This window comes from Saccharopolyspora elongata (assembly GCF_004348985.1).
Classification (GTDB): domain Bacteria; phylum Actinomycetota; class Actinomycetes; order Mycobacteriales; family Pseudonocardiaceae; genus Saccharopolyspora; species Saccharopolyspora elongata.
The window spans coordinates 1-20,281 of record NZ_SMKW01000022.1 but is presented as its reverse complement, the minus strand read 5'-3'; the positions used below and the strand labels follow the sequence as shown (position 1 = coordinate 20,281).

General features: G+C 70.7%; 19 protein-coding genes. 6 read left to right on the top strand and 13 right to left on the bottom strand.

What is annotated here, in order from left to right; translation table 11 throughout:
• Positions 1 to 46 precede the first annotated feature (46 nt).
• Positions 47 to 733: a TetR/AcrR family transcriptional regulator gene (locus E1288_RS17935; RefSeq protein WP_132486503.1), complete on the bottom strand. Its 687-nt coding sequence runs from the start codon at positions 731 to 733 to the stop codon at positions 47 to 49.
• A 9-nt stretch (positions 734 to 742) separates the two neighbouring features.
• Positions 743 to 2,452: a class I adenylate-forming enzyme family protein gene (locus E1288_RS17930; protein ID WP_132486678.1), complete on the bottom strand. Its 1,710-nt coding sequence runs from the start codon at positions 2,450 to 2,452 to the stop codon at positions 743 to 745.
• Positions 2,453 to 2,603: 151 nt separating this feature from the next.
• Here E1288_RS17930 and E1288_RS17925 point away from each other — a divergent pair, with 151 nt between their 5' ends.
• Genes E1288_RS17925 through E1288_RS17915 form a run of 3 tightly spaced genes read left to right on the top strand, consistent with a single transcriptional unit; the run spans position 2,604 to position 5,735 of the window.
• Positions 2,604 to 3,905, top strand: a complete 1,302-nt coding sequence (locus E1288_RS17925; protein ID WP_132486501.1) for an acyl-CoA dehydrogenase family protein — start codon at positions 2,604 to 2,606, stop codon at positions 3,903 to 3,905.
• Positions 3,902 to 4,954, top strand: coding sequence for a phosphotransferase family protein (locus tag E1288_RS17920; protein ID WP_235883628.1), 1,053 nt, complete (start codon positions 3,902 to 3,904; stop codon positions 4,952 to 4,954). The genes E1288_RS17925 and E1288_RS17920 overlap by 4 nt, the downstream gene beginning before the upstream one ends.
• Positions 4,955 to 4,976: 22 nt before the next feature.
• On the top strand, positions 4,977 to 5,735 hold the full coding sequence (locus tag E1288_RS17915) for an SDR family NAD(P)-dependent oxidoreductase (RefSeq protein ID WP_132486499.1): 759 nt from the start codon (positions 4,977 to 4,979) through the stop codon (positions 5,733 to 5,735).
• Positions 5,736 to 6,036: 301 nt separating this feature from the next.
• Here the strand turns inward: E1288_RS17915 and E1288_RS17905 are convergent, their stop codons facing one another.
• Entirely contained in the window at positions 6,037 to 6,405 is a 369-nt protein-coding gene (locus E1288_RS17905) for a winged helix-turn-helix transcriptional regulator (RefSeq protein ID WP_132486497.1), read from the bottom strand.
• 54 nt (positions 6,406 to 6,459) lie between these two features.
• Between E1288_RS17905 and E1288_RS17900 the strand changes: the two genes are divergently transcribed.
• Positions 6,460 to 7,104 carry an NAD(P)-dependent oxidoreductase gene (locus E1288_RS17900; RefSeq protein WP_207954410.1) on the top strand — a complete coding sequence of 215 codons (645 nt, stop codon included), beginning with the start codon at positions 6,460 to 6,462 and terminating at the stop codon, positions 7,102 to 7,104.
• A gap of 144 nt (positions 7,105 to 7,248) precedes the next feature.
• On the opposite strand, the gene E1288_RS17895 is transcribed toward E1288_RS17900, so the two are convergent.
• Complete coding sequence (locus E1288_RS17895; protein ID WP_132486495.1) at positions 7,249 to 7,743, bottom strand: MarR family winged helix-turn-helix transcriptional regulator; 495 nt, start codon at positions 7,741 to 7,743, stop codon at positions 7,249 to 7,251.
• A gap of 91 nt (positions 7,744 to 7,834) precedes the next feature.
• Between E1288_RS17895 and E1288_RS17890 the strand changes: the two genes are divergently transcribed.
• Positions 7,835 to 8,248, top strand: coding sequence for a RidA family protein (locus E1288_RS17890; protein ID WP_132486493.1), 414 nt, complete (start codon positions 7,835 to 7,837; stop codon positions 8,246 to 8,248).
• A 59-nt stretch (positions 8,249 to 8,307) separates the two neighbouring features.
• On the opposite strand, the gene E1288_RS17885 is transcribed toward E1288_RS17890, so the two are convergent.
• The 9 genes from E1288_RS17885 to E1288_RS17845 form a co-directional block, all read right to left on the bottom strand.
• Positions 8,308 to 9,123, bottom strand: a complete 816-nt coding sequence (locus tag E1288_RS17885) for a MaoC/PaaZ C-terminal domain-containing protein (RefSeq protein WP_132486491.1) — start codon at positions 9,121 to 9,123, stop codon at positions 8,308 to 8,310.
• Positions 9,120 to 10,310, bottom strand: a complete 1,191-nt coding sequence (locus tag E1288_RS17880) for a lipid-transfer protein (protein WP_132486489.1) — start codon at positions 10,308 to 10,310, stop codon at positions 9,120 to 9,122. Before E1288_RS17880 ends, E1288_RS17885 begins: the two co-directional genes overlap by 4 nt.
• Positions 10,307 to 10,747, bottom strand: coding sequence for a MaoC family dehydratase (locus E1288_RS17875; protein WP_132486487.1), 441 nt, complete (start codon positions 10,745 to 10,747; stop codon positions 10,307 to 10,309). Before E1288_RS17875 ends, E1288_RS17880 begins: the two co-directional genes overlap by 4 nt.
• Positions 10,744 to 11,856, bottom strand: coding sequence for an acyl-CoA dehydrogenase family protein (locus tag E1288_RS17870; RefSeq protein ID WP_132486485.1), 1,113 nt, complete (start codon positions 11,854 to 11,856; stop codon positions 10,744 to 10,746). Before E1288_RS17870 ends, E1288_RS17875 begins: the two co-directional genes overlap by 4 nt.
• 24 nt (positions 11,857 to 11,880) lie before the next feature.
• Positions 11,881 to 12,834 (bottom strand): bifunctional MaoC family dehydratase N-terminal/OB-fold nucleic acid binding domain-containing protein, encoded by a 954-nt coding sequence (locus E1288_RS17865; RefSeq protein WP_132486483.1) that lies wholly within the window; start codon positions 12,832 to 12,834, stop codon positions 11,881 to 11,883.
• Complete coding sequence (locus E1288_RS17860; RefSeq protein WP_132486481.1) at positions 12,831 to 13,997, bottom strand: acyl-CoA dehydrogenase family protein; 1,167 nt, start codon at positions 13,995 to 13,997, stop codon at positions 12,831 to 12,833. Before E1288_RS17860 ends, E1288_RS17865 begins: the two co-directional genes overlap by 4 nt.
• 60 nt (positions 13,998 to 14,057) lie before the next feature.
• Complete coding sequence (locus E1288_RS17855) at positions 14,058 to 15,719, bottom strand: AMP-binding protein (RefSeq protein ID WP_132486479.1); 1,662 nt, start codon at positions 15,717 to 15,719, stop codon at positions 14,058 to 14,060.
• 14 nt (positions 15,720 to 15,733) lie between these two features.
• Positions 15,734 to 16,966 carry an NADH:flavin oxidoreductase gene (locus tag E1288_RS17850; protein ID WP_132486477.1) on the bottom strand — a complete coding sequence of 411 codons (1,233 nt, stop codon included), beginning with the start codon at positions 16,964 to 16,966 and terminating at the stop codon, positions 15,734 to 15,736.
• Between the two features lie 86 nt (positions 16,967 to 17,052).
• On the bottom strand, positions 17,053 to 17,814 hold the full coding sequence (locus E1288_RS17845; RefSeq protein WP_132486475.1) for an SDR family NAD(P)-dependent oxidoreductase: 762 nt from the start codon (positions 17,812 to 17,814) through the stop codon (positions 17,053 to 17,055).
• Positions 17,815 to 18,020: 206 nt separating this feature from the next.
• Here E1288_RS17845 and E1288_RS17840 point away from each other — a divergent pair, with 206 nt between their 5' ends.
• A complete protein-coding gene (locus E1288_RS17840; protein ID WP_132486473.1) occupies positions 18,021 to 19,655 on the top strand; it encodes a class I adenylate-forming enzyme family protein in 1,635 nt (544 codons plus the stop codon).
• Positions 19,656 to 20,281 lie beyond the last annotated feature (626 nt).

Genomic DNA, 20,281 nt, shown 5'->3' with positions numbered 1-20,281 from the left:
CAATCTGGTCAGTCGGGACATCGATGTCCTTCCGGTCGGGCGGGCGTCAGGATCGCTGCCGCGTGGCGAGCACCCGCTTCGTCTCGTCGGAGACCGGTGCGGCGAGCACCGCGGCCACCAGGTCGGTGAGGTAGTGGGTGAACAGGGTTTGTTCGCTGCGCGGGTCGTCCTTGGCGCGGCGGCTCAGTTCGAGGTGCGCGAAGTGGATGGCCGCGAATCGGCGGTGCAGCGGCGGGCCGACCGCCTCGGGCGGCAGCATCGGTGCCACCAGTCCGAGCCAGCGGGCCAGGCTGCCCCCGGGGTCGTCGAGCACGATCGCGGCAGGTTCCCCCGGCTCCACCATCCGGTTGGTCCGGCCGAGCAGTTCCGCGGTGATCTGCAGGTACTCGCGGCCGCCTGCGGGATCCGACAGCTTCGCGATCAGGGGCAGGACCAGTGCGGACGCCAGCGTGCGCAGGTCGTCGCGGCCGGTCAGCTCGTACTGGTCGAGCAGCGTGTTGCGGCGTGCCCCGACGTCCCGCCCGTGCTCGATCAGCACCTCCCGGAGCAGGCCTTCCCGGTTGGTGAAGTGGTACTGCAGCGCGGTGGTGTTGCGCTGCCCGGCGGCGCGGGTGATCTCCCGCAGCGACACCGCGTAGATCCCGCGTTCGGCGAAGAGCCGGGTGGCCGCTCGGATCAGCGCCGAACGCGCGTCCGTCGCGGGTTCGGCATCGCGCGTCGAGGTGTGGGTCATGGCGAGAACCTATCCGTGCCGCGATTCGCCGGCCGTGACCGCGCGGATCAGCTCGGTGCGGATCTGCCGCTTGAGGATCTTCCCGGAGGCGTTGCGGGGCAGCTCGTCCTCCTGCAGCCAGACGTGCGCGGGGATCTTGAACCGCGCTATCCGACCGTCCAGGAACGCGCGCAGTGCCTCGGCGGTCAGGGTGGTGCCGGCGAGGGCCTGGACCAGCACCCCCACCTCTTCGCCAAGGATGTCGTGCGGGATGCCGATCACGGCGCAGTCGGCCACTGCGGGATGCTCGTGGATCGCGGCCTCGACCTCGGCGCAGTAGACGTTCTCCCCGCCGCGGATCAGCATGTCCTTGGCCCGGTCGACGATGTAGACGAACCCCTCTTCGTCGATCCGGGCGAGGTCGCCGGAGCGCAGCCAGCCGTCGGTGATCGCGTCGGCCGTGGCGTCCGGCCGGTTCCAGTAGCCCTTGACCACGTTCGCGCCCTTGATCCGCAGCTCGCCGATCTCGTCCGCGGGCAACCGCTGCTCGGTGACCGGGTCCACCACCTCGACGTCGCAGATCGCGACCGCGAGCCCGATGCTGTCGGGCTTGGTCAGGTAGTCGAGTCCGCGGTTGGCCGTGGTCATCGAGGACGTCTCGGTGAGGCCGTAGCCGTTGGCCGGCGCCGCGCCGGGCAGGAGCGCGGCGGAGCGCTGCACGAGCGCCGGTGGCGCAGCCGCTCCTCCGGTTCCGACCGCGGTCAGGCTGGTCAGGTCGCGCCGCGCGAACTCGGGGTGCGCATAGAGTTGCGCGAGCATCGCCGGCACGCCGGTGAATTGCGTGACGCGCTCCCGTTCGATGAGTTCGAGCGCGGTGGCGGCGTCCCACTTGTGCATGAGGACCAAAGTGGCACCTCGGTGGAAGGCACCGAGCAGCACCGAGTGGCAGCCGGTGCCGTGGAAGAACGGAACCGCCACCAGGGCCGTCCCCGGCACCGCCTGCGCCGCGGCCAGATCGGCGAGCGACCCGCCCTGCCGGAGCAGAGCCCGGGCCGCCGCGTATCCCACGCTGGTCACGTTGCCGCAGATGTTGCGGTGCGTGCCGAACGCGCCTTTGGGAGTGCCGGTGGTCCCGGACGTGTAGAAGATCGTGGCGTCGTCCTCGGGGCCGAGGTCGACATCGGGAAGCTCCGCGGCGGCGGCCACATCGCGGATGTCGCGGCTGCCGGCGGGCAGCGGCCCGGTCGGCCGCGCCACGATCGCGGCGATCCCGAGGCCCGGTAGCACGTCCCGCAGCCGGTCCATCCGCTCCTGGTCCGCGATCAGCACCTTCGCCCCGGAGTCGCGCAGTCCGAACTCCAGCTCGCTCGCCGACCACCAAGCGTTCAACGGCACCACGACAGCACCTGCGCACGCGGCGGCGAAGAAGGCGACCGGCCATTCGGGGAAGTTGCGCATGGCGATGGCGACCCGGTCGCCCTTCCGGATGCCGTGCTCGTCGACGAGCTGCCCCGCCAACCCGGCCACCTGCTGGAAGTGCTCGCGGTAGGTGACCCGCTCATCGCCGTGGACGAGGAAATCCCGCTCGCCGAAGGCCCGCGAGCTCTCGACCATGGCCCGCAAGCTGGCAGGCGCGTTCCGCCAGGCACGCACTCGCACACCGCGGATGTCGACCTCGACGGTCTCGAAAGGCGCGCCCGGAGCGGTCAGCTCTGCACGGATGTCCTCGTGGTTCCTCATCGTTTCCACGTCCCCACCCTCGCCGGCTCGAACATTCCGTGAGACGGCTCGAATCTGCCTCGCCCGCAACGGAAAATCAAGTGCTTGTGCATCTAAGGCAGTCGCATTACGTTGACGCCCGGCACCGAAACCCGCACCGGAGGAGACCGCCGTGGCCTGGGAATTCGAGACCGACCCCGAGTTCCAGCGGGAACTCGACTGGATCGAGGAGTTCGTCCGCGAGGAGATCGAACCGCTCGACCACATCATCGACCACCCCTACGACCTCGACGACCCGATCCGCGCGGAGCTGATCCCGCCGTTGCAGGAAACGGTCCGCGAACGCGGCCTGTGGTCCTGCCACCTCGGCCCGGACCTGGGCGGACCCGGGTACGGGCAGGTCAAGCTCGCCCTGATGAACGAGATCCTCGGCCGGGCGCGCTGCGCCCCGATCGTCTTCGGCGCCCAAGCCCCCGACAGCGGCAACAGCGAGATCCTCGCCCACTTCGGCACGCCGGCGCAGAAGGAGCGCTGGCTGCAGCCGCTGCTCGCCAACGAGATCGTCTCGGCGTTCTCGATGACCGAGCCGCAAGGTGGCGCCGACCCGAAGGTGTTCACCACCAGCGCGGTTCGCGATGGCGACGAATGGGTGATCAACGGGGAGAAGTGGTTCTCCTCCAACGCCCGCTACGCGGCGTTCCTCATCGTCATGGCGGTCACCGACCCGGGCAACCCGCCCTACCGGCAGCAGTCGATGCTGATCGTTCCGGCCGACGCACCGGGCGTGGAGATCATCCGCAACGTCGGGCTCGGTGGTGACCCCGAAGGCGCGGGCTCGCACGCCTACATCCGCTACAGCAACGTCCGCGTTCCGGCCGACGCGCTGCTCGGCCCGCGCGGCGAGGCGTTCATGGTGGCGCAGACCCGCCTCGGCGGTGGGCGCATCCACCACGCCATGCGCACCGTCGGGCTGATCAGGCGGAGCCTCGACATGATGGCCGAGCGAGCGCTCTCCCGCACCACCCAGGGCGAGCAGCTCGCGCGCAAGCAGATGGTGCAGGAGATGATCGCGGATTCCTGGCTGGACCTGGAGACCTACCGGCTCCTGGTGCTGCGCACCGCGTGGCGCATCGACAAGTACCAGGACTACCGCAAGGTGCGCGCCGACATCTCCGCGGTCAAGGCGATGATGCCGCGCGTCTTGCGCGATGTGGCGTCCCGCGCGCTGCAGGTCCACGGCTCGCTCGGCGTCTCCAACGAGATGCCGTTCGCCGGGTACGTCACCCAGTCCTTTCACATGGGGCTCGCCGACGGCCCGACCGAGGTCCACAAGGCCACCCTGGCCCGGCAGGTGCTGCACGACTACGAGCCGTCCGACGACCTGTTCCCCACCCGCCACGAGCCGAAGTTGCGCGAGCAAGCCCGCCAGAAGTACGCCGACGTGCTCAAGCGACACGGGCGGCTCCCGGCGTGAGCACATCCCGACAATCCACAGTGGATCCCGCGCTGGTCGATTTCACCGCGCTAGCACGGTGGATGGACGACCAGGGCCTGCCGCCGGGCGACTTCACCGAAGTCACCGAACTGACCGGCGGCACGCAGAACGTCATGCTGCGGCTGCGCAGAGGCGACCAGGTCTACGTGTTGCGCCGCCCGCCACGACATCTGCGCAAGCGCAGCAACGACGCGCTGATCCGCGAGATGAGGGTGCTCGCGGCGCTCGCACCGACACCGGTCCGCGCCCCTGCGATCGTCGCCGGCTGCCCCGACCCGGAAGTCCTCGGCGGAGCGGTGTTCTACCTGATGGAGCACGTGGACGGGTTCAACGCAACGGTATCGCTGCCGTCCCGCCACGCCGCTGATGCGGCCATCCGGCACGAGATGGGACTGGGTGCCGCCAGGGCCATCGCCGCGCTCGGCGAAGTCGACCACGTCGCGGTCGGCCTGGGCGACGTCGGGAACCCCACCGGGTTCCTCGACCGCCAGGTCGGCCGCTGGCTGGGCGAGCTCGACTCCTACGCGGCGTTCGACGGCTACCCCGGCCCGGACCTCCCGGGCGTCGCCGAAGTCGCCGACTGGCTGGACCGCAACCGCCCGTCGACCTGGCGCCCCGGTCTCATGCACGGCGACTACCACCTGGCCAACATCATGTACTCCCGCGCGGGACCGCAGGTGGCGGCGATCGTCGACTGGGAGATGGTGACGGTCGGCGACCCGCTGCTCGACCTCGGGTGGCTGCTGGCCACCTGGCCGGAAACCGACGGCGGCCTGATCCGCCCCTCCGCGATCGCGGACGCGGGGGGCCTGCCCAGCCGCGCCGAACTCATCGCCTGCTACGCCGAGCACACCAGCCGCGACCTGGCCGCCATCATCTGGTACCGCGTCCTGGCCTGCTTCAAGCTCGGCATCGTCCTGGAAGGAACCCACGCCCGCGCCTGCGCGGGCAAGGCACCGGCCGGCATCGGCGACCGCCTGCACGCGCACGCCATCGGCCTGCTCACCCAAGCCCGATCGCTGATATGAACCCCGGTTGGAGCGCGATCCCATGACCGACACGACCTTCGACCTGACCGGCAAGATCGCCCTCGTCACCGGTGGCAGCCGAGGCATGGGCCGCGCGATGGCCCACGCCTTCGCGGCCAAGGGGGCAGACGTGATCATCGCCAGCCGCAAACTGGAAGCCTGCGAGAGCACGGCACGTGAGATCGAGGAGGAGCACAGCGTCCGCGCACTCCCCGTGGCCTGCAACGTCAGCCACTGGGACCAGTGCGATGCCCTGGTCGAACGCGCCTACGCCGAGTTCGGCCGGGTCGACGTGCTGGTCAACAACGCCGGCCTCTCGCCCCTGTACCCCAGCCTCGACCAGGTCGGCGAAGCCCTGTGGGACAAGGTGCTCGCCGTCAACCTCAAGGGCCCGTTCCGGCTCACCGCACTGATCGGCACCCGGATGGCCGAGGCCGACGGCGGCTCGGTCATCAACATCTCGTCGATAGCCGCGATCCGACCGGCACCGATCGAACTCCCCTACGCCGCGGCGAAAACCGGCCTGAACACCCTCACCGAAGGCTTCGCCCGCGCCTTCGGACCCAAGGTCCGGGTCAACGCCATCCAAGCCGGGCCGTTCCTCACCGACATCTCCCACGCCTGGGACCTCGACGCCTTCGCCGAACGGGCCAGAACCTCGATCGCGCTGGGCCGCGGAGGCGAGCCCGACGAGGTCGTGGGAGCAGCTCTCTACTTCGCCAGCGCCGCGTCTTCCTTCTGCACCGGAGCAATCCTCCGCCTCGACGGCGGCGTCCACTGATTTCGGTCGGCTGTCCCGCAATCACAGGTCCGAACCCGCGATTGCGGGACAACCTTCAGGCCAGGTCGGCCGGTCGCACCCGCAGCTTGGCCACGATGCCGGCCAACGCCTGCTGGTCGGTAGCGGTGAGCGGGAGGCGGTGCCCACCACACAGTGGGCACCGCTTCTTCCTGGGCCGCCTCAGAATTCGGCGTCAGCACAAGTCGGGGATCCCGGAGTCCGGACCGCAATTCCTGCGGGAGTCCACCACCCGTACCCCGGATTCATTGTTCTCGTGCGACAAGCGGGTCGAGGCGGCCGGTTAATGCTTGCTCGGGTAGCGGGTGGCACCGGACTCCCGCGCATCGACGATCTCGTCCCAGTGTTCCGCCGTCCAGGCGTAGACATCGAGAAGCAGTGCGAGCAGGCTCCGCCCGAGGGGCGTGAGTCTGTAGCTGATCGAACCGCCGCTTGGGTCGCGGGTGATGAACCCATCGCGTTCCAGCGATCGAAGTGCGCGGGTGAGCTCCTTGGGGCCGAGGCGCGGTAGTGCCCGCCGAATGTGGCTGAACGGTTGGGCCCCGTCGTCGAGCAGTCGCAACACGAGCGGTCCCCACTTGTGCTGCATCCGAACCGGAAGCATCGAGGACGGGCACAACTCATCGAAGGTGATGGGCGACGGCGGGCGCATACGACAAGCGTAGGTACCCGATCGGGAACCGGACGTTGTCCTACCGTCACGCGCATGTTGAAGATCGCGATCTTTGGGGCTGGCGGCCAGGCTGGTACCGCTGCCGTTATCGAGGCATCTGCGCGCGGACACCACGTGACCGCGTTGAGAAGGGCTGACGCGGACATCACCAACCCGCAGGCCGTGGCCAGGGCAGCTTTCGGTCAGGATGTCGCAATCGGTGCTGTGGCACCGGCTGACGGCGACCCGGCGGGGTTCTACCGTGCCGCTGCAAGCAGCCTGGCGGCCGGCCTGGTCGAAGCGGGCGTTGATCGTCTGGTGTGGGTGAGTATCGCGTCATTGCTTCCGAACGCCGCTGGAGTTGCTCCGGTTGACGCCGAAGGCTTTCCGGCGGAGTACCGTCCGTTCTCACTCGGACACCGTGCGGCGTTGGAGGTGTTCACGGGATCGGACCTGATATGGACCGCCGTGAGCCCAGCGGGAGATTTCGACCCCCACAGGTCGCCTCAGGGCGGCTACACCATGACGGCTGTCGGTGACCTCAGTGCACGTATCACCTATGCCGACCACGCTCGCGCGATCGTCGACCTTGCCGAGCAGCCGGGGGTGCGAGGTGGGCATGTTGGTGTTCTGCCGCCGTCACCGGGCGCACCCGCGGAACCGGGTGAGGGCGGTGCTGCCCGGGCAGATCGACAGTGACACAACCTCAGAGCAGCAACGCTCGAACGCCCTCTGCGTGTGGAACGCGCACTATAACCATCACCGCCCGCACGGCGCAGCAGGCGGACAACCGCCCGCCGCCATGCTGGATCAGCGTGTCACCAACGTCGTGGCGTCCTACCTCTAGGCCAGATCGACCGGTCGCACCCGCAGCTTGGCTGCGATGCGGGCCAGCGCCTGCTGGTCGGCGTCGGTGAGCGGGTCGAGGACGAGCCGCCGCACCGCGCGCACGTGCGTGGGCGCGGCGGCGACGACCACCTCGTAGCCGGCGTCGGTGAGCGCGGCGACGGTGTACCGGCCGTCGTCGGGATCGGGCGAACGCGCCACCCAGCCCCGCTGCTCGAACCGCTTCACGACGTTGGACAGGCGCGAGAGGGAACCGTTGGCCAGGTAGGCCAGCTCGCTCATCCGCAGGCGGCGCTCCGGGGCCTCCGAGATGTGGCTGAGGGCCAGGTACTCGAAGAGGGTCAGGCCGGCCTCGTGCTGCAGCGGCGACTCCAGCCGCCCCGGCAGCAGCAGGACCAGCGAGACCAGCCCGGTCCAGGCCTCCTTCTCGTCCGCGTTCAGCCACGGCGTCTCGTCCGGGGCGTCCGCGCCTGGGGTTGCGGTGGTGGCCATGGCGGCACCCTACCCAGCGGCCATGACTTCACGCGTGAAGTAAAACCGTGCTACGTTGACTTCACGCGTGAAGTGATCACGAAAGGACCCCATGAGCGAGCCGGAATTCTTCGCCACGCCCGGGTACGGCGCGCGGCAGCTGACCGACATGCACTACAACCAGGCGGTTCGAATCGGCGACCGCGTCGAGACCTCGGGCCAAGGAGGCTGGGACGACGACTGGAACTTCCCCGAATCCCTCGAGGACGAGATCGTGCAGGCCTTCGAGAACGTCGAGCGAACCCTCGCCACGGCCGGCGCCACGTGGCGCGACGTCATCTCCGTGAACTCCTACCACGTCCCCGAATCCGCCGAGTTCATCGGAGAGGTCCACAACCGCGTCATGGTGGAGCAGTTCCGCGAGCGCATGGGCGACCGCGCGCCCATCTGGACCGAGCTCGGCGTTCCGGCCCTCGGCGCCCCGGGGATGCGCGTCGAGATCCGCGTGACGGCCATCGTCGGCTGACCGCCCGCCACCTCCGATGCGCCTGCCGACCGGACGCCCCCGGTCGGCAGGCGCCGGCGCTAGCCGAACGAGACCGTCCCACCGGTCAGCACGGCGCGCTCCGCGACCGCGGCGCCGAAGGCGACCGCGCTCGCGTCGGCTCCCCAGCACTCGACCGAGAGCCGGTCGCCGGGGAAGACGGGAGCGGCGAAGCGACCCTCCAACCGGCGCAGGTCGGCCGGATGGGCGCCGTAGCGCCGCGCCACCGCCAGGGTCGTGCCCGCCAGGGCGCACAGGCCGTGCAGGAACGGCCGCGGCTGCCCCGCCGCCTCGGCAGCTGCGGGATCGATGTGCATGTGGTGGCGATCCCCCAGCAACCGGTACAGCGCCGCCTGGTTCGGCGCGGTGGCGACGTCGAGCCGGTGGTCGGCCGCGGCTTCCGGTCGCCTCGGGCTCGACGGGCCGCGCTCGCCGCCGAACCCGCCGCAGCCGGGGGCGAACAGCGCCCAGGTGGCGACGAAGTAGTCGCTCTCCACCGCCACCTCGAAGATCGCCGCGGAGCCCTTGTCCCACACCTCCGCCACGGACGCGGTCATCGCCAGCGAACCCGAGCGGGGCAGCGGGGCGAGCACTTCGAGCCGCTGGGAGCCGTGCACGGCGGTGCGGGTGTCGAAAGCGCCCCGGGTGCCCAGTGCGTCGGGAGCCCACTGCGCGAGCGTCAGCGCGAAGGTCGGCAGGACCCGCAGCCGCTCCTCGAAGACCAGGTCCAGGTCCGCTGCGGCGGCGCCGACCGCCAGCGCGTAGAGGATCGCGTCCCGCTCGGTGTAGTCGACCACGCGGCTGCCGAGCTCGACGCCGCGCCATTCGCCCGCCGGGCGGGCCGTTTCCGCCGTCATCGCGCCGCTCCCACGATCAGGCCGCTGGTCGGCACCCCGGTTCCCGCCGTGACCACCACGTTCCGCACTCCCGTCGGCTGGTTGACCGAGGTGCCCCGGACCAGCCGGACGGCCTCGGCGATGCCGTTCATCCCGTGCAGGTACGCCTCGCCGAGCTGGCCGCCGTGGGTGTTGGTGGGCAGCCTGCCGTCCAGTTCGAGGTGGCCGTCCCGGATGAAGTCCTTCGCCTCGCCCCGGGCGCAGAAGCCGAGCTCCTCCAGCTGCGGGAGCACCAGCGGGGTGAAGTGGTCGTAGAGGATCGCGGCCTGCACGTCGTCGGGGCGCAGCCCGCTCTGCGACCACAGCTGGTCGCCGACCAGTCCCAGCTCCGGGATGCCCGAGATCGACGGCCGGTAGTAGCTCGTCATCATGTGCTGGTCGGCACCGGAACCCTGCGCCGCGGCGAGCGCGTGGACCGGGGCGTGCGGCAGGTCCCGGGCGCGCTCCGCGGAGACCAGCACCAGCGCCTGGCCCCCGTCCGTTTCCTGGCAGCAGTCCAGCAGGTGCAGCGGCTCGGCGATCCACCGCGACGCCTGGTGATCGGCCAGCGTGATCGGGCGCCCGTAGAACCAGGCGTTGGGGTTGGTGGCGGCGTGCTTGCGGTCCAGCACGGCGACCCGCCCGAAATCCTCCGAGGTGGCGCCGTATTCGTGCAGGTAGCGGCGGGCGAACATGGCCACCCACTGGGCGGGGGTGTTCAGGCCGTACGGCGTCATCCACGAGTACGCGGCCCGGTCGGCGCTGGTGTCCATCGCGCGATCGGCCTGGCCCAGCCCGTAGCGCTCCCCCGACCGCTCGTTGAAGGCCCGCCAGCAGACCACGACCGACGCCAGCCCGGTGGCGATGGCGGCCGCGGCGTGCGCGACCGTGCCGCACGCCGCCCCGCCGCCGTAGCCGACGCGGGAGAAGAAGGTGAGATCGCCGATCCCCGTGTTGCGGGCGACGTGGATGTCGGAGCTCGACTCCGCGGTGTAGGTCACCATGCCGTCGACGTCGGCGGGCGTCAGCCCGGCATCTGCCACGGCGGCGAGCACCGCCTCGGTGGCAAGCTGCAGTTCGCTGCGGCCGGACTTCTTGGAGAACTCCGTCGCGCCGATGCCGACGATCGCGGCCGAACGGGACAGCGCGGTGCCGCTGGCCGGGCTCATGCGGACTCCTTGCGGGTGCCGGGAAGCTGGACGTCGACCGTGCCGGTGACGTGCGCGCCGAGGCCGTTCTCGCCCCGGATCGAGACCTGGACGCGCCGGTGCGGCTCGTCCTTGCCGGTCACCGCGCCGCTGAGGACCATCGTGTCGCCCGGGTAGTTGGGCACCCCGAGCCGGATCCGGATGGCCTTGACCACCGCGGCCGGGCCGGCCCAGGAGGTGACGAACCGGTCCACGAGGCCGTTGGTCGTGAGGATGTTCATGAACACGTCCTGGGAGCCGCGCTCGGCCGCCAGCCCCGGATCGTGGTGCACGTCCTGGAAGTCCCGGCTCGCGATCGCGGTGGCCACGACGAGGGTGCGGGTCAGCGGGATCTCCAGCTCCGGGAGGACTTCCCCGACGCGCACCGCGTCGAAGGTCCGCGTCGGCGGGATCGTCACGAGGCCACCTCCTCGACGGCCAGGTGCTCGCCCAGGTCGGCGAGGGCGGCCTCGGCTCCGCCGAACGTGCCGGAGATCTGCTTGCCCCACAGGAAGAACCGGTGGGCCGGGTAGTCGACGTCGACGCCGATGCCACCGTGCACGTGCTGCGTGCGGTGCACGACGTCCAGCCCGGCCTGATCCGCCCACCACTTGGCCACCAGCACGGCGGCGCCGGCGTCGGGCGCCTCGTCGGCGAGCGAGGTGATCGCCTGCCACAGCGTCACCCGCATGGCCTCGATGTCGATGTAGCAGTCGGCCAACTGGTGCTGGACCGCCTGGAAGGTGGCCAGGGGGCGGCCGAACTGGTGCCGCTCGCCGAGGTAGCCGGCGGCGAGCGCCAGGGCTCCTTGCGCGACCCCGGCCTGGATCGCCGCCAGGGCGGCGGTGGCGCGACGCAGGGTCTGGCGGAGCGCGTCGCCGCCCGGATCGCCGACCGCGTGCCCGACGGTGCGGTCGAGGTGGAGGTGCCCGCTGAGGTCCCAGGTCGTGGTCTCGGCCTGTTCCCACCGCGCGCCTTCGGCGTCCGCTCGCACCAGGAACAACCCCGGTCCCCGGTCCGTGGTCGCGGACACGACCACCGCGTCGGCGCCCTGCGGGGACGGCACGACCGCCTTGGTTCCCGTTAGCCGCCAGGCATTTCCGTCGACGGTCGCGGTGCACTCCGGTGCGCCGGGCTCGGCGGGGGCGAACTCCTCCAGCGCCAGGGCCAGCCGCAGGCTCCCGTCGGCTGCCGCCGGCAGGATCCGGCCGCGCTGCTCCTCGTCGCCGTGGGTGGCGACCGCCAGCGCCGCCACCCCGGACGTCCACAGTGGAACGGGCGCGACGAACCGGCCCTGCTCCTCCAGCAGCACGCACAGGCCGGCGAGGCCGAGGCCCGCTCCGCCGTGTTCCTCGGGCAGCGCGATGCCCACCAGCCCAGCCCCGGCCAGGTCCGCCCAGAGGCGCTCGTCGACGCGCGTCTCCGACGCCTCCACCTCCCGGATCCGGTCGGTGGCGGCCCGGTCGGCGAAGATGCTGCGGGACAGGTCCTGGACCGCGACCAGCTCGTCGCTGAGGTGGAAGTCCATTCGGGGTTCTCCTTCTCCTGCCGGTCAGGGCCGGTCGGTCGCGGGGCGGAACACGGGCAGCGTCAGCTGCGGGTCCGCTTCGAGCCAGTCGAGGCGGACCAGCATGCCGATGGCGACATCGTCCGGCGCCACGCCCACCAGGTTGGTGATCAGCCGGGTGCCCTCCGCCAGTTCGACGACCGCGATCAGCAGCGGGTACTCGAACGCCGGGTGCGGCGGGTGGTGCGCGACCACGTAGCTGTAGACGGTGCCGCGCCCGGATGCCGTCACGGTGTCCCAGTCGAAGGACTGGCAGTGCGGGCAGCACGGGCCGGGCGGGTGGCGCAGGGTCTCGCAGGACCGGCACCGCTGGACGACCAGCCGCTTCTCCTTCGCCGCGGCGAACCAGAACTCGTTGTCCTGGTTCACGGCGGGCCGGGGCCGCAGCGCCTTCTTCGCCGCGGGCCGGAACCGCAGGGTGCGCCACTTCTGGGTCGCCACCGCGGTTCCGCTCGCGTCGCGGTAGGTGCGCACCGTGGTGACGAACCGCCCCGCGCCGAGCCCGGTGCGCTTCTCCGGGGAGATCGACTCCACGACCTCCTCAGTGCTGATCTCGTCGCCGGGCACGAGCTCGCGGTGGAACTCGAACTCGGAGTCGGTGGCCACCACCGAGGTGTAGCCGCCCTCCGCGAGCAGGGCGACGAGTTCGTCGAAGGGAGTCGGATCGCTCGCCTCCGGTGCCGTGGTGGCGGCGTAGCCCCGCATGGTCCACGCCTGCACCATCGAGGCCGGGGCGACGACGCCGTCGCGGCCCGTGGCCCGCGCGGCCTCGGCCGAGAGGTAGACCGGGTTGGCGTCGCCCATCGCCTCGACCCAGTGACGGATCATCGGCACGTTGACCGGGTCCTGGCCCGGCCTGCCCGGCACGAGGACGCGCCCCTCGTAGGCCTGGAGGCGCTGCTCGTACGCCGCCTCCGGGGTCATCTGCTCGTCGCTCATGCGCCCCTCTTCGCCCGGGGCAGGCCGAGGCCCTGGGTGGCGACCATGTCGCGCAGCACCTCGTTCACGCCGCCACCGAAGGTGTTGACGATGCCCTGCCTGGAAAGTTGCTCGATCTGCCCGCCGAGCACGGCCGCCGGCGAATCCGGGCGGATCCGGCCGGCCGCGCCGAGCACCTGGGTCAGCGTCCGCTGGACGTCGATGTGGGTCTCGGTGCCGTACGCCTTCACGGCACCGGCGGTCGCGCCGGTCAGCGCGCCTTCCGCGACGGCCGTGGTCATCTTCCAGTTCATCAGGCGCATCGCTTCGAGCTTGGCGTAGGTCCGGGCCATTTCCCGCCGCACCCAGGGCTTTTCGGCGACCCCGGTGCGCTTCGCCCAGGCCAGCACCTGCTCCCAGAGCTGGATCATCCGCCCGCCGAGCGCGGCCAGGCCGATGCGCTCGTGGTTGAGCTGGGCGGTGATCAGCCGCCATCCGCCGTCGACCGCGCTGACGACGTCGCCGGCCGGGACGCGGATGTCGCTGTAGTAGGTGGCGGTGACCACCATGCCGCCGACGGCCTGGATCGGGCTCCAGGAGAAGCCCGGGGCGCTGGTCGGCACGATCAGGATCGAGATTCCCTTGTGCTTGGGCGCTTCCGCATTGGTGCGGGCCGCGAGCCAGACGTAGTCCGCGGTGTTCGCGCCCGAGGTGAAGATCTTCTGACCGTTGACCACGTACTCGTCGCCGTCGCGCACCGCCCGGGTCTTCAGCGAGGCGAGGTCGGTGCCCGCGTCGGGTTCGGTGTAGCCGATGGCGAAGACGACGTCGCCGCTGAGGATTCCGGGCAGGTACGCCTTCTTCTGCTCCTCCGTGCCGTACTCCATCAGCGTCGGGCCGACGGTGTTCACCGTGACGAACGGGAACGGCAGCCCGGCGCGCTGCACCTCGTCGAAGAAGACGTACTGCTCCTCGACCGACCGGCCCTGGCCGCCGTACTCGCGCGGCCACCCGATGCCCAGCCAGCCGTCGCGGCCGAGCATCTTGACGACCTTCCGGAACCTGTCCCCGCCGACGCCCTCCTCCCCCACTCGTCTGCGTTGGTCCGCGGGCAGCAGCCCTGCGAAGTAGCCGCGCAGCTCCTGCCGGAGCCGGCGCTGCTCGGGTGTCTCGCGCAAATCCATCGGGAGTCCTCGTTCCTGGGCTCTGTGCGGCCGGTGGTGCAGCGGCGGAAGTCCTTGCGGTCAAGGCAGGAAGCGCAGCCGGCCGTTCGCGGTGAACTGCTCGCGGAGGGATTCCTTGTCCGCCGCGGTCATCAGCTCGTACGACGGCTCGCCGCGACCGGCCCACCAGTACACGTCGTCGGTGGTCCGCCAGCCGTCGGCCTGCATCTCCTTCTTGCGGAGCTTGTTAGAGCCGGTCGTGGGCAGCTGGTGCGACACGCGGATGTAGCGCGGCGCGCCCTTGGCGCCCAGATCTTCTTGCCCCGCGAGGAAATCCGGCAGTCCGAGGCCCTCGAAGCTCATCCGCTCGGGGATCTCGACGGCCGCCATCACCTGGTCGCCCGAGCGCGGGTCGGGCACCGCGAAGACGCCGGCGGCGACGACATCGGGGTGGCGGCGCAGGATCCGCTCGGTCAGCAGCGCGGAGATGTTCTCGCCGTCCACCCGGATCCAGTCGCCCGAGCGGCCGGCGAAGTAGAAGTAGCCCGCCGGATCGACGTACCCGAGGTCGCCGGTCCAGTACCAGCCGTGGCGCACCCGCTCGGCGTTGGCCGCCGGATTCTTGTAGTAGCCCTCGAACTTCGCGGCGCCCTCGGTGTTGACGATCTCGCCGATGGCGAGCTCGGCGTTGAGCACCCTGCCGTGCTCGTCCAGATTCGCGGGCGGACAGGTCTCGCGGGTCTCCGGGTTGACGACGCGGACTCCCGCGTGCGCGGGCACCCCGAGCGCCGCGGGCGGCCCGTCCGGGGCCTGGTTGATCATCCCGGCGCCTTCGCTGGACCCGTAGCCCTCGTACAGCGTCGCCGCGAAGCGGCGCTTGAACTCGGCCTGGTCCTCCGGCGACGCCTCGGTGCCGAAGCCGTGCGTCAGCGTGTTGTCGGCGTCGTCCGGTCGTTCCGGCTGGCCGAGGATGTAGCCCAGCGCCTTGCCGACGTAGGTGAAGTACGTTGCGCCGTAATGGCGAACGTCGTCCAGGAACCCCGACGCGGTGAACTTCGGCGTGAGCACGACGCACGCCCCCGCGAGCAGGGCGGGCGCCCAGAGGGCCATCAGCGCGTTGCCGTGGAACAGCGGCATGCAGCAGTAGCAGACGTCGTCGCGGCCGATGCGGTACTTCGCGGTGTTCTGGTACGCCAGCCCGACGAGCCGCCCCTGGGAGCAGATCGCGGCCTTCGACGCGCCGGTGGTCCCGGAGGTGAACAGCAGCAGCATCCGGGTCGCGGCCGTGACCGACGGGTCCTTGGCCGGTTCGGGCCGGCTCGGGAGCTGCTCGGCGTACTCCGCCGAATCCACGAGCAGGAAGCGGTCCCGCGCCACGCCGATGTCGAGGCCGTCGAGGATCTCCAGCCCCGCCGCGTCGGACACCACCAGCTGGAGATCGGTGTTGCGCACCTCCTCCTCCAGGTAGGCGCCGCGGCGGGTGGGGTTGATGCCCACCACCGTCGCCCCGCTGAGCGCCGCGGCGCCCAGCCAGAGGATGAACTCCGGGACGTTGTCCAGGAGGATCCCGACGTGGAACGGCCGGTCCTCGTCGCGCAGCCGCCGCAACAGGTCGGCGCGGACGGCGCTGTCCCGCACGACCTCGTCCCAGGTCCAGGTCCGCTCCCGGGAGCGAAGCCCCGGACGGTGGTCGCCGATCCGGTCGAGCAGCAGGTCGGCGATGGTCTCTCGTCGCTCGGTCATCGGTCCTCGCCGCTTCAGGAGACGTAACCGGCCTCGGTGCCCCAGGTCGCGGAGCGCGTGGTGCTCCGGTCGACCAGGACGCAGCGTGTGCCGGTGAAGTTCGTTGGCATGCAACGGTTGTTGTGGTTGCACAGCGACCGGACGCCGGCGTCGGCCTCGATCCGGTTCACCAGGTCGGGCTCGCGGAGCAGGGCGCGGGCCATCGCGACGAACTCGAAGCCCTCGGCCATCGCCTGGTCCATGATCCCCCGGTTCGTGATGCCGCCGAGCAGGATCATCGGCAGCTCGACGGCGGCCCGGATCTGGCGGGCGTCCTCGAGCAGGTAACCGTCCCGGTAGGGGTACTCCCGCAGCACCTTGTTCCCGACGAGCTTCACGCCGAGCTTGATGGGCTGGGGCATGACGTCGGCGAACGCCTCCAGCGGCGCGTCGCCCTTGAACAGGTACATGGGGTTGCTCAGCGAGCTGCCCGCGGTCATCTCCAGGGCGTCGACCGTGCCGTCGGACTCCAGCCAGCGGGTCACCGCGATCGCCTCGTCGAGCCAGAAGCCGCCCGGCACGCCGTCTTCCATGTTCATCTTGGCGATGATCGCGATCCGGTCGCCGACGGCCTCGCGGACTGCCGTCATGATCTCCCGCGCGAACCGCGCCCGGTTCTCCAGGCTCCCGCCGTAGGAATCGGTGCGGTGGTTGAGCTTCGGGCTCAGGAAGGAGCTGGCCAGGTAGTTGTGGCCCAGGTGCACCTCGACCGCGTCGAAGCCCGCCTCGATGGCCATGCGCGCCGCCCGGGCGTGATCCCGCACGATGCGGCGCAGATCGTCCCGCGTGGCCTCCTTGGCGAAGCTGAGCGTGGTCTTGTGGAAGTGCCGGCTCGGCGACAGCGCGGGCGCGCCGTTGCCCTTGGGGTTTGCGACCGGGCCGCCGTGCCCGATCTGCGCCGACGCGGCGGCGCCCTCGGCGTGGACCGCGGCGGTGAGCTTCTGCAGGCCCGGCAGCGATTCCGGGGTCCACAGGATCTGGTGCCGGTCGGTACGCCCTTCGGGAGACACCGCGCAGTAGGCGACCGTGGTCATGCCCACGCCGCCGGCCGCGTGCCGGACGTGGAAGTCGACGAGATCCCGGGTGACCCTGCCCTTGTGGCTGAGACCTTCGTAGGTGGCGGCCTTGATGGTCCGGTTCCGGAGGGTCAGGGGGCCGATCCTGCCGGGACTGAAGACGTCCGGAACGGTCCTGTCGGTGGTGGTCACGAAAGCTCCTGTTCGGTTTCTGCGCGGACGGTAGGTCGCCGGGGAGGTCCCGCACCCCGGCTGTCCCGCTCATCGGGAGGGCCTGGTCACCCGAAGAAGGCCTGGCCGCCGTCGAGGGGCACGGTGGCACCGGTCAGGTAGCGCATGTCCGGGCCGACCAGGGCGACGACCGCGCGCCCGATGTCCGCCTCGCACTCGCCGATGCGGCCGAGCGGGATGGACTTGACGAATTCGGCGGCCTCCTCCGGGTTCCTCGCCACCCACGCCTCCAGCCCCGGGGACAGGGCGTGGGGCGCGATGGAGTTCGCGCGGATCCCGTCGCGCCCCCACTCCGCCGCCGCGGTCCGGGTGAGCGAGCGGAGGGCCTGCTTCGCCGCGGCGTACGCGCCGTAGGTCGTGGGATCCCAGCGCACCATCGCGGAGGTGACGAGGTTGACGATGGAGCCGCCGCCGCGGGCCTTCATGTGCGGGTGGCACGCCTTCATGAAGGCGAAGGCGGCGAACGGCGCGGTCCGGAAACCCCGCTGGAAGTCGTCGTCGCTCATCGACAGCAGCGGCCCGAAGTGTCCGGTGTAGGCGTTGTTGACGAGCACGTCGACGCCGCCCAGCGTGCGGACGACCTGCTCCACCAGCGGCGGGATGGCGGCGGTGTCCGCCACGTCGACCGTGAACGGCGTGGCCTCGGCGCCGCGTTCGCGGATCAGCTCGCAGGTGGCGCTCAGCTTCGCCTCGGTGCGGCCGACCACCGCCACGGACGCGCCCTCCCCGGCCAGTGCGAGCGCGATGCCCTGCCCGACGCCTTGCCCTGCCCCGGTGACCAGTGCGACCTTGCCGTGCAAGATGCCCATGCGGCGACTCCCAGATCGACGTGTGCTGCGCCTGCCCCGCACACAGTGGGGCGGATCGCGGCGGAGCCGAGCGGACCGTCCCGCTCAGCGGGAGGACGGGCAAGCGAGGGTCCCGATGAACGGAAACCTGCGCCTGTTGTCCGCACCGGGCGCCGCACGATTTGATGCGCTCAACGTCCCGGTCAGCAGCTGGAGGAACGCCACACATGAGCACGACCGAACCTGCTGCCGTCATGACCGCCCTGACCGGGCCTGGCGGCGCTTTCGAACTCGCCGAAGAAGACGTGCTCGGCGCGCGGCTGCCGGTGTTCAAGAACCGGGCCGGGTCGCTCGCCGAGATCCTCGCCGGCTCCGCCGCGCACGGCGACCGCGACTACATCGTCACCGCCGACCGGCGGATCTCCTTCCGCGAGCACGCCGAGCAGGTCGCCGCGCTGGCCGCCGCCTTGCGCGAGGAGTACGGCGTCGGCAAGGGCGACCGGGTCGCGATCGCCGCCGCCAACACGCCGGAATGGATCCTCGCGTTCTGGGCCACGATGGCCGTGGGCGGCATCGCCGTCGGGTTCAACGCCTGGTGGTCGGCCCGCGAGCTGGACCACGGCGTCGGCCTCGTCGAGCCGCGCGTGATCGTCGCCGACGCCAAGCGCGCCGCCCTGTTGGAGAGCGGCTCCGTGCCGCTGCTCCGCATGGAGCGGCAGGTCGGCGACCTGGTCCAGCGGTACGCGGGCGCGCCGCTGCCCGCCGTGGAAGTGGCCGAGGACGACCCCGCGATCGTCCTGTTCACCAGCGGGACGTCCGGCCGCCCCAAGGGAGCCGTCCACTCGCACCGCAACGTGTGCTCGGTCGTCGAGTACCACCGCATGAACGACGCCCTCGCCGCGGCGCTCCGCGACCCGGTCGCCCCGCAGGACCGGCGATACCTGCTGGCGCTGCCCCTGTTCCACATCGCCGGCCTGCACAACCTGGCGGTGCCGAGACTCGCGACCGGCAGCACCGTCGTCATGCACCAGGGCGCTTTCGACGTGGACGCGGTGCTCGGCCTGGTGGCGCGGGAGCGGGTGACCAACTGGGGCGCGGTGCCGACCCAGGCCCACCGGTTGCTGGAGCACGGCGACGTGTCGAAGTACGACCTCTCGGCCCTCACCGCGTTCTCCCTCGCCTCCGCGCCGTCGTCCACGGCGTTCAAGCAACGCCTGCGGGAGAAGCTCCCCTTCGCGGAGAAGTCCCTTGTGGACAGCTACGGGATGACCGAGACCTGCACGGCGCTCACCGCCGCGAGCCCGGCGGACCTCGCCGAGGCGCCGGGCACCCTCGGCCGGCCGATCGTCGGCGTCCAGCTCGAGATCCGAGACCCGCTCGGAATCCCCTTGCCGGACGGCGAAGAGGGCGAGGTGTGCGTCCGCAGCGCCTACAACATGCTCGGCTACTGGAACGACCCGAAGGCGACGAGCAACACCATCCGGGAAGACCGGTGGCTGCACACCGGCGACATCGGGGTGGTCGAGCGGGGCAGGCTCCGGCTCAGCAGCCGGCGCTCGGACCTGATCATCCGCGGCGGGGAGAACGTCTACCCGGCGGAGATCGAGGGCGTCCTCGCCGAGCACCCGCAGGTCCAGGAGTGCGCTGTGCTGGGCGTCCCGCACGCCGACCTCGGCCAAGAGGTGTTCGCGGTGGTGGTCACGGATCCCGGCTGCGGGCTCACCGAGGAGGAGCTGCGCGACTACGCCCGGGACCAGCTGGCCTACTTCAAGGTGCCCTCGCGGTGGCGGATCACCCACGACCGGCTGCCGCGCAACGCCACGGGCAAGGTAATCCGAACCGCGGTCCGCAAGGACGTCTAGTGCCCCACCGAGGCACGTCGGCGTCGTCCCGAGGTTCAGTTCGGCTGGCTGGCGCGAGCGTCGCCGGCGAAAGTACTGGTGAGGAGCTCGGACAGCATGCGTGCGTCCGCGCTGAACGCGATGTGCCTGGCCCGGAGTACACCTCGCTCCCCGACGCAACATTGGGGACCACCGTTTTTTTCGCTGGACACAGCACCAGCCAGCGACTTGATCGGTCAAGTTCACCCTTGAACCCGGCTTGAATGCACGTCGGAACACGTCTAGAAACGACGGCACGCCATGGCGATTTTCCCACCCTTTCCGGTCGCCTGCTCGGGATCATCGCCGATGTTGCCGCAATTTCCATTGAAATCGAACCTTCGATTTCAATGAGCGTTTTCCATGCTCTGTGCGGGATGCCTGTGCCTCCGGGTCGTGAGTGCCTGTGGCTGCTATGACGACCATAGGCACTCACGACCGAGGGGCATCGGGTCGTGAGTGGTCATGGCTGCTATGACGGCCTGTCCTCGCTCAGGACCTCGTGAACAGTTTGTGTCTCAGGACCTCGTGAACACTGGCTGGCCTGCTTTCTGTGATCATCAGTGGTGGGCGGAACAGGGTTTTCGATGGATCCAGACCTGGTCGCG

What these genes read in the sequence shown, in the direction of transcription:
- E1288_RS17880 (WP_132486489.1), bottom strand. Translation starts at nt 10,310, where the DNA reads ATGAGCCCGGCCAGCGGCACCGCGCTGTCCCGTTCGGCCGCGATCGTC.
- E1288_RS17845 (WP_132486475.1), bottom strand. Translation starts at nt 17,814, where the DNA reads ATGGGCATCTTGCACGGCAAGGTCGCACTGGTCACCGGGGCAGGGCAA.
- E1288_RS17860 (WP_132486481.1), bottom strand. Translation starts at nt 13,997, where the DNA reads ATGGATTTGCGCGAGACACCCGAGCAGCGCCGGCTCCGGCAGGAGCTG.
- E1288_RS17895 (WP_132486495.1), bottom strand. Translation starts at nt 7,743, where the DNA reads ATGGCCACCACCGCAACCCCAGGCGCGGACGCCCCGGACGAGACGCCG.
- E1288_RS17890 (WP_132486493.1), top strand. Translation starts at nt 7,835, where the DNA reads ATGAGCGAGCCGGAATTCTTCGCCACGCCCGGGTACGGCGCGCGGCAG.
- E1288_RS17855 (WP_132486479.1), bottom strand. Translation starts at nt 15,719, where the DNA reads ATGACCGAGCGACGAGAGACCATCGCCGACCTGCTGCTCGACCGGATC.
- E1288_RS17935 (WP_132486503.1), bottom strand. Translation starts at nt 733, where the DNA reads ATGACCCACACCTCGACGCGCGATGCCGAACCCGCGACGGACGCGCGT.
- E1288_RS17915 (WP_132486499.1), top strand. Translation starts at nt 4,977, where the DNA reads ATGACCGACACGACCTTCGACCTGACCGGCAAGATCGCCCTCGTCACC.
- E1288_RS17885 (WP_132486491.1), bottom strand. Translation starts at nt 9,123, where the DNA reads ATGACGGCGGAAACGGCCCGCCCGGCGGGCGAATGGCGCGGCGTCGAG.
- E1288_RS17905 (WP_132486497.1), bottom strand. Translation starts at nt 6,405, where the DNA reads ATGCGCCCGCCGTCGCCCATCACCTTCGATGAGTTGTGCCCGTCCTCG.
- E1288_RS17870 (WP_132486485.1), bottom strand. Translation starts at nt 11,856, where the DNA reads ATGGACTTCCACCTCAGCGACGAGCTGGTCGCGGTCCAGGACCTGTCC.
- E1288_RS17865 (WP_132486483.1), bottom strand. Translation starts at nt 12,834, where the DNA reads ATGAGCGACGAGCAGATGACCCCGGAGGCGGCGTACGAGCAGCGCCTC.
- E1288_RS17840 (WP_132486473.1), top strand. Translation starts at nt 18,021, where the DNA reads ATGAGCACGACCGAACCTGCTGCCGTCATGACCGCCCTGACCGGGCCT.
- E1288_RS17930 (WP_132486678.1), bottom strand. Translation starts at nt 2,452, where the DNA reads ATGAGGAACCACGAGGACATCCGTGCAGAGCTGACCGCTCCGGGCGCG.
- E1288_RS17900 (WP_207954410.1), top strand. Translation starts at nt 6,460, where the DNA reads ATGTTGAAGATCGCGATCTTTGGGGCTGGCGGCCAGGCTGGTACCGCT.